Here is a 10,575-nt window from a genome sequence, read left to right on the forward strand (position 1 = left end):
ACGGACCCGACGGATCCCACGGACCCGACCGATGGTTCAACTGACGGCTCGACCGACGGTTCTACCGATGGCTCGACCGACGGTTCGTCCACCCCAACCGACCCCAAGGACGACAGACTGCCCCGTACGGGTACCAGCCTGACGACGGCTCTGCCTGCACTGGCAGTGCTCCTCCTGGGCGCAGGTATGCTCCTGGCAATGATCAGGAAGCACCACGAAACCGTGTAAGCGGTAACTGATATTGCGGCCCGCGTGACTCGCGAAAGCAGAGTGGCGCGGGCCGCAATATCGTCCGAAGGGCTCCCGGATGGGAGTCCGATTCATACCGGCTGGCCCACGCCGTAGGGTCGCCGGTTTTACAGGTGAAAGAAGGCGAACGTGTCGAAAAGTGCACAATCTGCTTCGGCTAAGGCAGCTGAAGAGCAGACGACGCGATCACCGCTAGCGCGCATCGTTACGGCGATTGTCCTGGTGCTCGCATCGGTGCACATGTTCTTCACGGGTGTCGTGAATGTCCCGTATCCCGATATCAAGTACGGGGCGCTTCCGGGTGAGGCGGCAGACTCGTACGTGAACCCCCTACTGACGCAGAACTACCGGATCTTTGCTCCCAATCCCGCCAGCGAGGACCGCTCGCTCTGGGTTCGCGCATGGGTCGAGCTCGACGACGGCACGCGAGTCGAAACCGAGTGGATCAACGCGACCGCTGTCGAACTCGCTGTCCCGTACCGGAAGATCCTGCGCAAGCACCTCACGATCAATGCTGCCGAACGCTACATGGCGGCCTACCGCGGGCTCAACGAGGAGCAGCGAGAAATCATCTCTAGCAGCAACTTCCATCGCGAAGGCGACCGCGAGCGGATGGAGCAACTGCTTACCGACGCCGGCCCAGCTGCCGAATACCTGCGCATCGACGAGTACCTCACCGCGTTCTCCACGCAGGTTGCTCTCGCTCTCTATGGCGATGAAGCCGAAATTCTCGGGGTGCAATCGAGAGTCGTGTACAACCCGGTTGTGCGTTGGAACGACCGCAACGACCCTAACGCCGAACCGCCTCCCTCTCGCCGCACCCATGAGGGATGGCGTGAGCCGATCGTCAACGCCGGTCAGGATTCAGAGGCGTTCGCTCGTTCGTTCCTGCAGTGGATGGAGCGATTGGATGGTGACCGATGAGTTCCCTCTCCGCAACGGCCGGCAGCATCGGCAAGAACTTCTTCTCGTGGCTCCTCGATAATCGCCGTGCCAGCTACGGGCTGGCGATCATGCGCATCAGTTACGGGCTCATGACGCTCGTCACGATTGCGCTGTACCTGCCGAACTTCTCGTACACGTTCGGTCAGGGGTCGAGGTGGGGCAACGCTTTGAACGACGTCTCGTCGGTCAACAACTACCCTTGGCCGTTGCCGTTCCCGTTTAGTCGTGAAGACCCGGACTCGCTCCTCATGATCAAGGTGCTGCTGCTCGCGATCGTCACGGTGCTGTACATACTCGGCTGGCGAATGCGCATAACGTCGCCGCTATTCGTGTACCTGTGGCTCGGATTCACCGCGCTGAACCCCGTGCTGACGAACTCGGGGCACTACCAGACCCTGCGCGTCATGCTCATCATCATGCTGTTCGCCGATCTCTCACGACGTTGGTCGCTGGATGCGCGAAGGGCTTCGAAAGCGCTGGAAGCCGGTAAGGCGATCAAGCCGCCCGTTATCCCCAAATGGTTCACGAACCTCCTGAACAACGTTGCGGTCATCCTGGTCGGTTACCAGCTCTGCACTATCTACGTGGTTTCCGCGCTCTGGAAGTTGCAGGGTTCTACCTGGATGAGCGGGGTCGCGGTCTACTACCCGCTGCAGCTCGAGGAACTCACGATTTTCCCGTGGCTCAACGAGATTCTGCTCTCCATGACCCCTGTCGTGTTCCTCGCGACGTGGATGAGCGTCTACGTGCAGTTGCTGTTCCCGCTCATGCTGCTGCACAGGTGGACGCGTATAGCCGGGTTGATCCTGATCACGGGAATGCACATCGGCATCGGTGTCATGCTCGCCATTCCGTTCTTCTCGCTCGTCATGATCGCGGCCGACATGATCTTCATCCGAGACAAGACATGGGGTCGCTTCGAAACCCGCGTGAAAGAGTTCGGGGGCAGATTCCTCGATCGATTCCGCGCTCGTTCCGATACCGGCGGCGAACGCAAAAGGAAATCGACGGCGCCTCAGGGGGGCCGGGCAGAGACTGCTGAGGAACAAGAAGTTCCGCAGCAGCAGTCGAGCTAGCGTGGGGCGAGGAAAACCGACGCGCCGAGAGCTTGCCAAGAGACACGCCCGAGGCGTAAAGTAGATCCTTGGTGTCATGCGTCTATTGCGTATGCACTCGCACGACCAGCAACTACAGTTAGCAGTGACGAGGTAATGGCCAAAAAAGACGGTGTCATCGAAATTGAAGGTTCGGTGATTGAAGCTCTTCCCAACGCGATGTTCCGCGTGGAGCTCACGAACGGGCACATCGTGCTCGGTTACATTTCTGGCAAGATGCGCCAGAACTACATCCGCATCCTCCCGGAGGACCGCGTGATCGTAGAGATGAGCCCCTACGACCTGAGTCGCGGCCGTATCGTCTATCGCTACAAGTAGAAGCTGAGAAGGAACGACCCGGGCATCCGCTCGGGTACGAGGCCAGCGAGAAAGCGAAACAACTATGAAGGTTCACCCCAGCGTCAAAAGGATCTGCGACAAGTGCAAAGTCATTCGTCGCCACGGTCGCGTGATGGTGATCTGCGAGAACCCGCGCCACAAGCAGCGCCAGGGTTGAGACGTGCGCCGCACGGCGCGCATCTCGAAGACAACTCCATACGAGCCCCGCGTGGGGCAACATCCAGGCAGTAGCAAGAGTGCAAGAACACCTGTGTTCGAGTACGACACCCGGGGGAGAGGCTCCGGCACAGCAACTGCTCCACACCTCTCACACTCCAAACAAGGAGCAACACCATGGCACGTATTGCAGGTGTCGACATTCCGCGCGAGAAGCGCGTGGAGATCGCACTGACGTACATTTTCGGTGTCGGTCGCACTCGCGCACTCAAAGCGCTTGAGACGACCAGCATCGACGGCAACATCCGCGTGAAGGACCTCTCCGATGAGCAGCTCGTCGCACTGCGCGACTACGTCGAGAGCGGTGACTTCAAGGTCGAGGGTGATCTGCGACGCGAGGTGTCGGCTGACATCCGTCGCAAGGTCGAGATCGGCTCGTACCAGGGCATCCGCCACCGTCGTGGCCTGCCCGTTCACGGACAGCGCACCAAGACGAACGCTCGCTCCCGCAAGGGTCCGAAGCGCACGGTTGCCGGTAAGAAGAAGGCCGGCCGCTAGGCCGTAGGGGGAGGAACACTATGGCTGCACCCAAGACTGCCGCGCGCAAGCCGCGCCGCAAGGACAAGAAGAACATCGCCGTCGGCCACGCGCACATCAAGTCGACGTTCAACAACACCATCGTGTCGATCACCGACACGACCGGTGCCGTAGTCTCGCAGGCTTCGGGCGGCGCGATCGGTATGAAGGGCTCGCGTAAGTCGACCCCGTACGCCGCGCAGCTCGCAGCTGAGTCGGCAGCACGCCAGGCTCAGGACCACGGCATGAAGAAGGTGGATGTGTTCGTGAAGGGCGCCGGATCGGGTCGCGAGACCGCAATCCGCTCGCTCCAGGCGACCGGCCTCGAAATCGGTGGCATCCACGACGTCACGCCGCAGGCTCACAACGGCGTCCGCCAGCCGAAGCCGCGCCGCAACTAGCACGATTCCAGCGCGCGAGGGCTCACGTCCTCGCGCGCTACCAATCAATCCGTATTCACCGCGAGTCATATAGCGGACTCGCAAGCGAAAGGAAACCACAACGTGCTGATCGCCCAGCGCCCCACACTGACCGAGGAAGTCATCTCGGAATCCCGCTCGCGCTTCACCATTGAGCCCCTCGAGCCGGGTTTCGGCTACACGCTCGGTAACTCGCTCCGTCGTACGCTGCTCTCGTCGATCCCCGGCGCTGCCGTTACCGGCATCCGCATCGACGGTGTGCTGCACGAATTCACGACCGTTCAGGGCGTGAAGGAAGACGTCACCGAGATCATCCTGAACATCAAGCAGCTCGTCGTCTCCTCCGAGCACGACGAGCCCATCGTCGCCTACCTGTCGAAGCAGGGCGAAGGCGTTGTCACAGCAGGTGACATCACCGTCCCGGCAGGTGTCGAGATCCACAACCCCGAGTTCGTGATCGCACACCTGAACGACAAGGCGAAGTTCCAGCTCGAGCTGACCATCGAGCGTGGCCGCGGCTACGTTTCCGCTGAGCAGAACCGTGCATCCTTCGTGGAGGCCGGCTCGATTCCCGTCGACTCGATCTACTCGCCCGTCCTCAAGGTCACCTACCGTGTCGAGGCAACCCGTGCCGGTGAGCGCACCGACTTCGACTCGCTCGTCGTCGACGTCGAGGCCAAGCCCTCGATCTCGCCGCGCGACGCCGTCGCCTCCGCCGGTCGCACGCTCGTCGAGCTGTTCGGCCTGACCCGCGACCTCAACGCCGCCGCAGAAGGTATCGAGATCGGCCCGGCTCCCGCCGAGGCGCAGCTCTCGAGCGAGCTGTCGACTCCGATCGAAGAGCTCGACCTCTCGGTTCGCTCATACAACTGCCTGAAGCGCGAGGGCATCAACTCGGTCTCCGAGCTGGTCGCACTCAGTGAAACGCAGCTGATGAACATCCGTAACTTCGGCCAGAAGTCGGTCGACGAGGTGAAGGACAAGCTCACCGAGCTCGGTCTGAACTTGAAGGACGCCGTCCCCGGTTTCGATGGGGCGCACTTCTACAGCGGTTACGACGACGAGGAAGCCCGCTAAGCGGCAGGCTTCGACTGAGAAAGACAGACGATTATGGTTAAGCCCAACAAGGGACCCCGCCTGGGTGGGGGGCCGGCGCACGAGCGCCTGCTGCTCGCAAACCTGGCCGCAGCCCTCTTCACTCACAAGAGCATCAAGACGACCGAGACGAAGGCCAAGCGCCTCCGCCCGTTCGCTGAGCGCCTCATCACCTTCGCGAAGCGCGGCGACCTGCACTCTCGCCGCCGTGTTCTGCGCATCATCAACGACCCCTCGGTCGTGCACGTGCTGTTCACGGAGATCGCACCCCTCATGGAGGAGCGCGAGGGTGGTTACACGCGCATCACGAAGCTCGGCTTCCGCAAGGGCGACAACGCTCCCCTCGCGCAGATCGAGCTCGTGCTCGAGCCGGTCAACAAGAAGGCCAAGAAGGATGCTCCCGTAGCCGAAGAGGCCGAGGAAGCCCCCGAGGTCGAAGAGACAGAAGAGGTCGTAGAGGCCGACGCTGCCGAGACCGCTGACGAAGCAGACGCTTCGGAAGAGGGCGGCGAGGCAGCTGACGACGCCGAAGCCGCTGACGCAGCAGAAGAGGCTGACGCTGAGGACGCCGACTCCGACAAGTAGTCTGCGTTACGAGCTGAAAGGGGTGTGGTTTCGACCACACCCCTTTTCTCATGCCCTCTACTGTCATGCGGGAGCCTGCAACCCACACAGCAATGCGCTGCGCACCACGGCGAACCGCGAACGGAAATGCTCTCAGGCGAAAGCAAACTCAGGGTGCGCGCGGGTCGCCGCTGCCGTTCGGCTCGTCGTCCGAATCGTCGTTCTCTTCTGGTGCGCTGGGCTCGTCAGCATCCGAATCACCATCGTCCGGTTCGGTCTCGGGGCTGCTGTCGGGCTCGCTGTCCGTGTGCTCGTCCTGCTCGTCAGGGACGGCATCCGGCAGTCGGTGCGGCTTCAGCCCCAGCTCGAGCATCTGCAACCGCTCGAGCGCGCCCATGACTTCCGTGGCGTACACGGCTGCTCCCGCGGGCTCGGGATGAATCAGGTCGGGTGCGAGCAGCCCGCTGCCGTGCTCGGCGGCAACCGACCAGTCTGCGATCGCCGTCACACCGGGATGCTCTTCCACGAACGTGTGCAGGGCATCATTCGATGGCGGAATCCAGGGCCGGTCGCCGAAGGCCGTGACGAGGACGAGCTTGTGGTCCTCGGCGATGGCCGAGAGCCGACCGAGCGCCTCCTCGGGGACCGTGCCGTTGGTCGCAAGCCCGATCACCACGTACTCTCGCAGCTCGCCCTTGTCGCGGAGATCCTCGGCGATCGACACACCGTTCGCGAAGCCCCGCGAAACGCTCGCGTCGATGTCGATACCCGGCATGGTCTCCTGCAGAGCCGCGACGCTCGCGAGCATGACCGAGTCGCCGATCGCAGAGATCTCACTGCCCTCCGGCATCGTCGCGACGTCCATCGCATCGACGGTCGGCGATGGGCTCGGAGAAGGCTCGTTCGGCTCCTGCGTGGACAGACGATCCTGCCCGTCGCTGATGCCGCGCGCCGACTGGGTGACGCCGGGATCGCTCAGGATGCCCGTGCCCAGCAGCACTGCGGTCACGACACCGTACGAGGTCAGGAGCATCGCGCGTCTCCGGCTTCTACTGGCTCCGACCCAGCTGAGTTTCGTATGCCGCGCGATAACTCGGAAGCCGTACCGGCGGAAGGGCTGCTCGATCCAGCGGTACGAGATCTGAGCGACGACGAGCGTGATGCCCAGCACGAGCATCCCGATCAACGGAGCCGTGAGGCTGCCGCGCAGGGCCTCCGCGGCGAGCACCACGAACGGCCAGTGCCAGAGATAGATGCCGTACGAGCGCATGCCGACCCAGCGCAGCGGTTCCGCATCCAGCAGCTCGCCCAACCGCGGCCACAGCATGACCGCGAGAATGACGCCCACTGAAGCGGCGCTCGCGAGCAGCAGACCCCACGGGTACGTCCAGGACTGATAATCGTCGATGATCGCGGCCAGTACGACGAGCGCGGCAACCGAGGCGATGCCCAGCACCGTGACGGATGCCCGAGCCCGGGCACCCGTCAGCACAGGAGCGTGGAAGAGGGCGCAAGCCAGCGCGCTGCCCATGGCCAGCCCGAACGCGTGCGTATCCGTGCCGAAGTAGACCCTGGTCGCATCGCCGGCACCCGGGTAGAGAACGAGCATCCAGACGACCGACGCGATGCCGATCACGATCGATGCGACACCGAGGACGAGCCGCCCATCCACGTGCGTGAGGCGCTCGCGTGTCAGAGCGCGGCCGCCGACCAGCATGCAGGCGATGAACAGCAGCGGCCACGCGATGTAGAACTGCTCCTCGACGGCGAGCGACCAGAAGTTGCGGAACAGCTCGGGTGCGGTCTGGTCGAAGTAACTGGAGTCGGAGGCGATGGAGAGCCAGTTGTACGAGAACGTCAGCGACCCCAGCACCTGGCGGCCGATGCCGACGAGGGTGTCACCGCCGACGATCGCCGCGAGTGCACCGCACGTGAGCACCACGAGCGCGATAGCCGGCAGCAGACGCCGTGCGCGTCGCCGCCAGAATGACCCGAGTGCGACTCGACCGGTCTTCGCGTGCTCGCGGAGCAGCAGGGTCGTAATGAGGAAACCGGAGATGACGAAGAACACGTCGACGCCGATGAATCCGCCCCGTAGCAGACCCGGGAACAGGTGGTAGACGAGCACGAGTCCGACCGCGATCGCGCGCAAACCATCGAGCCCGGCGATGTGGCCGTCTCGAAGCAAGGCAACGGGCGTGGGGGTAGGGGAGGACATCTTCTCGGCTCGCACTTGTTCTGCGGAGACTGGGTAGGGTTGGGGCATGGCAGCCGGCCGCACGAGGATACGTATCGACGTGGCATACGATGGCACCGAGTTTACGGGATGGGCCAAGCAGCCAGGCTTGAGGACGTGTCAAGGTTTACTGGAAAATGCCCTGGAAACCATCGTGCGGCAACCCGTGCCGGTCACGGTCGCGGGGCGCACCGACGCGGGCGTTCACGCGCTGGGCCAGGTCGCGCACTTCGATGCTCCCGACGGCATCGCCGACATCGACCGTCTCCCGCGCCGACTCAACTCGCTCATGCGGGCATCCGACATCGCCGTTCTTCGCGCTTCTGCAGCACCTGCGGGATTCGACGCCCGCTTCAGCGCCACCTATCGCCGCTACCGCTACCGCCTGCAGCTCGATACGAGAAACCCCTTGGCCAAGGACGCCGCGCACTGGCGTCGCGAACTCGCACCGCACGCGATGCAGGAGACAGCGGAACTGCTGACGGGGCTGCACGACTTCGCCGCGTTCTGCAAGCCCCGTGAGGGCGCCACGACGATACGCGAACTGCGAGAATTCTCCTGGCGCTTCGTCGAAACGGACGGGCCGGGGCGCGTCTTCGAAGCACACGTGCTCGCCGACGCCTTCTGCCATTCGATGGTGCGTTCGCTCGTCGGCGCCTGCGTCGCGGTCGGCGAGGGCCGGCTCGGTCTCGCCGCCGCGGAGAATCTGCTGCAGGAGCGGAGGCGCTCCAGCGCGATTCCCCTCATGCCCGCCCATGGATTGACGCTCATGGAGGTCGGATACCCGGCAGACGCCGACCTCGCAGAGCAGGCCGAGCGTACGAAAGCGCGACGCACGCCGGATGACGTAGAACCCCGCAGCCGATACCATGCTGAACAGCCATCTCAATCGACAGGAGACCAACAGTGAGCGAGCCCTCAACCCAGTTTGCGCAGGCATTCCGCGGTTACGACAAAGAGCAGGTCGATGCCGAGCTGCAGAGGCTGAAGGATCAGATCGAGCAGGCTCGCCGCTCCGCGGTCGGGAGCCGTCAGGAAGCGGATGCCCAGATCACGCACCTGCGGGAGGACATGGAGGCGGCCGAATCGCGCATCCTCGCGCTGCAGGCCGATGTGGCGGAGGCGAATTCTCGGGCACAGTCTGCGGAGGCGCGGGCGGAGACGTTGAGCCAGGACGTCATGGATGGCGACGACGAGAACCCGGCTCGATTCGCCGAGATTCTGCGGGTCGCCGAGGAGCAGGCGCAGACCCTGATCGATGGCGCTTCGCAGCAGACCGAACGTATGCACGAAGATGCTAAGGACCAGGCGGCGAAGCTGCGCAAGGAAGCGGAGGAGGACGCCGAGCGCATCCTCGGCGAGGCGAAGCACGAAGAGCAGCAGGCTCGCCTGCGCATCCAGACGGAGAAGTCGGCGCACGAAGCAGAGATCGAGGAGCGCAGCGCGACGCTCGGCCAGCGCACGCAGCAGGCGGAGAGCGAAGCACAGGTGATCGTTGCAGAAGCGGAGCGCGCCAGCGCGGCCCTGCGTTCGCAGGCAACGCGGGAGACGGATGCCCTTCGCACGGAAGCCGAGCGCATCATGCGCGAGGCGAAGGCTCGCGAGCTCGAGCTCGACGCAGCGGTGAAGCGTCGCGAAGACGAAGCGCAGCAGGAGTATCTGCGCCTGCACAACCAGGCCCTGGCGCACGCCGAGCGCATCACGCAGGACGCCAACGAGAAGGTGCAGAGCGCGCTGCAGCACGCCAATCACATCGCCGAGCAGTCGAAGGCATTCGAAGACCTCGCTCGCGCGCAGGCGAAGCAGGTGGAGGCGTCCGCCGTCGCCAAGTCGAACAGCATCCTCTCGGAAGCGCAGACGCGTGCGCAGTCGATCATCGACAAGGTCATGGGGCACTCCAAGGAGATGCTGCGCGACGCCGAGGACCGCCAGCGGACGCTGCGTTTCCAGCAGCAGCAGATGAACGGCTTCGTTGCAGAGATGCACTCGCTCATGCAGATCGCGGAAGCCGCGCGCATCCCGTTCGAAGATGAAGAGGTCGAAACCGAGCAGGAATCGTCGCCCGCGTATTTCGACGCTGAAGAGGTCGAGGACGACCGTGAGCAGGTCGAGCCGATGGAGGTCACGTACTCGGAGGCCGAAGTCATCGCTGCCGAGGTCGAGGACGAAGACGAGCCGGAAAGCGAAGAGAAGCAGTAGTGAGCACATCCGAGGGCGCTCGCCCTCGCCGCCGATCAGGAGCGATCATCACGCTCCTGATCGGCGTTGCGCTCGTGATCATCATGCCGTTCACGGGTGTCGTCGGCGCTCTGTTCAGCGGGATCGGCGGCGTGATTCAATCGTCGCAGCGGCCAGTGCTCGTATCGCCGAACCCGAACCTCCTCGAACTGCGAGAGGGCCGGGAGGTGCGCCTCCTGGTTCCCACGACCGAGCCGGCACCTCACGTGAACGCGTGCACGATCACCGCTCCCTCCGGCGCAGACATCGAAGCGCATGCGCTGCCGCAGCTCTCCGCGACAGAAGAGCGCTACGGCTCGGACACGTACTACGCCTTCGGGCGCTTCCAGGCGACGGAGAGCGGTGACTACGTCATCGACTGCACGGCATCGGAAGGCGTCGTAGCCGCTTCCGTTGAACGCACGAGCCCGTGGATCATGCCGCTGATATGGCTCGGCGTGGCCGTCATCGGCGTCGCGCTCGGCGCAACGCTCTTGATCATCGGCATCACCCGGCTCGTCCGAGTCGGAAGCCATAACCGAGCCGCGAAGCGAGCGGCGAACCCCGGGTTCGACAACCCGACAGCCGCGGGCGCCGAGAGCTCATCGCATGATCCCGACACAGGGGCTCGGAAGGACGCGACTTCACCGAACAGTGCGCCTTC

At 63.9% G+C, this 10,575-nt stretch carries 13 protein-coding genes; 12 read left to right on the plus strand and 1 reads right to left on the minus strand.

What is annotated here, in order from left to right; all coding sequences use genetic code 11:
- From Q0O95_RS11500 to rplQ, 9 genes are all read left to right on the plus strand, one after another.
- A partial coding sequence (locus Q0O95_RS11500) for an LPXTG cell wall anchor domain-containing protein (RefSeq protein ID WP_293698717.1) occupies positions 1-228 on the plus strand: 228 nt, incomplete at its 5' end.
- Between the two features lie 150 nt (positions 229-378).
- Positions 379-1,173, plus strand: coding sequence for a DUF5819 family protein (locus Q0O95_RS11505; RefSeq protein WP_293698720.1), 795 nt, complete (start codon positions 379-381; stop codon positions 1,171-1,173).
- The gene (locus Q0O95_RS11510; protein WP_293698723.1) at positions 1,170-2,270 is read left to right on the plus strand and encodes an HTTM domain-containing protein; all 1,101 of its coding nucleotides are present in this window, start codon (positions 1,170-1,172) and stop codon (positions 2,268-2,270) included. The genes Q0O95_RS11505 and Q0O95_RS11510 overlap by 4 nt, the downstream gene beginning before the upstream one ends.
- A gap of 135 nt (positions 2,271-2,405) precedes the next feature.
- Complete coding sequence (gene infA, locus Q0O95_RS11515) at positions 2,406-2,627, plus strand: translation initiation factor IF-1 (RefSeq protein ID WP_293698726.1); 222 nt, start codon at positions 2,406-2,408, stop codon at positions 2,625-2,627.
- A gap of 64 nt (positions 2,628-2,691) precedes the next feature.
- Positions 2,692-2,805, plus strand: coding sequence for a 50S ribosomal protein L36 (rpmJ, locus tag Q0O95_RS11520; RefSeq protein ID WP_293698729.1), 114 nt, complete (start codon positions 2,692-2,694; stop codon positions 2,803-2,805).
- Positions 2,806-2,981: 176 nt separating this feature from the next.
- Positions 2,982-3,362, plus strand: a complete 381-nt coding sequence (gene rpsM, locus Q0O95_RS11525) for a 30S ribosomal protein S13 (RefSeq protein ID WP_293698731.1) — start codon at positions 2,982-2,984, stop codon at positions 3,360-3,362.
- A gap of 20 nt (positions 3,363-3,382) precedes the next feature.
- Positions 3,383-3,781, plus strand: coding sequence for a 30S ribosomal protein S11 (rpsK, locus tag Q0O95_RS11530; RefSeq protein ID WP_293698734.1), 399 nt, complete (start codon positions 3,383-3,385; stop codon positions 3,779-3,781).
- A gap of 102 nt (positions 3,782-3,883) precedes the next feature.
- Positions 3,884-4,876 carry a DNA-directed RNA polymerase subunit alpha gene (locus Q0O95_RS11535; RefSeq protein ID WP_293698737.1) on the plus strand — a complete coding sequence of 331 codons (993 nt, stop codon included), beginning with the start codon at positions 3,884-3,886 and terminating at the stop codon, positions 4,874-4,876.
- Positions 4,877-4,909: 33 nt separating this feature from the next.
- Complete coding sequence (gene rplQ, locus Q0O95_RS11540) at positions 4,910-5,479, plus strand: 50S ribosomal protein L17 (protein WP_293698740.1); 570 nt, start codon at positions 4,910-4,912, stop codon at positions 5,477-5,479.
- A gap of 148 nt (positions 5,480-5,627) precedes the next feature.
- Here rplQ and Q0O95_RS11545 read toward each other — a convergent pair whose 3' ends face one another.
- Complete coding sequence (locus tag Q0O95_RS11545; RefSeq protein ID WP_293698743.1) at positions 5,628-7,676, minus strand: acyltransferase family protein; 2,049 nt, start codon at positions 7,674-7,676, stop codon at positions 5,628-5,630.
- A 46-nt stretch (positions 7,677-7,722) separates the two neighbouring features.
- On the opposite strand from Q0O95_RS11545, the gene truA reads away from it, so the two are divergent.
- The 3 genes from truA to Q0O95_RS11560 form a co-directional block, all read left to right on the plus strand.
- Positions 7,723-8,604, plus strand: coding sequence for a tRNA pseudouridine(38-40) synthase TruA (truA, locus tag Q0O95_RS11550; protein WP_293698746.1), 882 nt, complete (start codon positions 7,723-7,725; stop codon positions 8,602-8,604).
- Complete coding sequence (locus Q0O95_RS11555) at positions 8,601-9,893, plus strand: DivIVA domain-containing protein (RefSeq protein WP_293698749.1); 1,293 nt, start codon at positions 8,601-8,603, stop codon at positions 9,891-9,893. The genes truA and Q0O95_RS11555 overlap by 4 nt, the downstream gene beginning before the upstream one ends.
- On the plus strand, positions 9,893-10,575 hold a 683-nt coding region (locus Q0O95_RS11560), incomplete at its 3' end, for a hypothetical protein (protein ID WP_293698752.1). The genes Q0O95_RS11555 and Q0O95_RS11560, both read left to right, overlap by 1 nt.

The sequence above is a fragment of the uncultured Agrococcus sp. genome, assembly GCF_945915485.1.
In the GTDB taxonomy this organism is placed as follows: Bacteria; Actinomycetota; Actinomycetes; order Actinomycetales; family Microbacteriaceae; genus Agrococcus.

Bases quoted from the DNA above. Each gene is read 5' to 3' on its own strand.
- truA (WP_293698746.1), top strand. From the start codon at position 7,723: ATGGCAGCCGGCCGCACGAGGATACGTATCGACGTGGCATACGATGGC.
- rplQ (WP_293698740.1), top strand. From the start codon at position 4,910: ATGGTTAAGCCCAACAAGGGACCCCGCCTGGGTGGGGGGCCGGCGCAC.
- Q0O95_RS11510 (WP_293698723.1), top strand. From the start codon at position 1,170: ATGAGTTCCCTCTCCGCAACGGCCGGCAGCATCGGCAAGAACTTCTTC.
- infA (WP_293698726.1), top strand. From the start codon at position 2,406: ATGGCCAAAAAAGACGGTGTCATCGAAATTGAAGGTTCGGTGATTGAA.
- rpmJ (WP_293698729.1), top strand. From the start codon at position 2,692: ATGAAGGTTCACCCCAGCGTCAAAAGGATCTGCGACAAGTGCAAAGTC.
- rpsM (WP_293698731.1), top strand. From the start codon at position 2,982: ATGGCACGTATTGCAGGTGTCGACATTCCGCGCGAGAAGCGCGTGGAG.
- rpsK (WP_293698734.1), top strand. From the start codon at position 3,383: ATGGCTGCACCCAAGACTGCCGCGCGCAAGCCGCGCCGCAAGGACAAG.
- Q0O95_RS11545 (WP_293698743.1), bottom strand. From the start codon at position 7,676: ATGTCCTCCCCTACCCCCACGCCCGTTGCCTTGCTTCGAGACGGCCAC.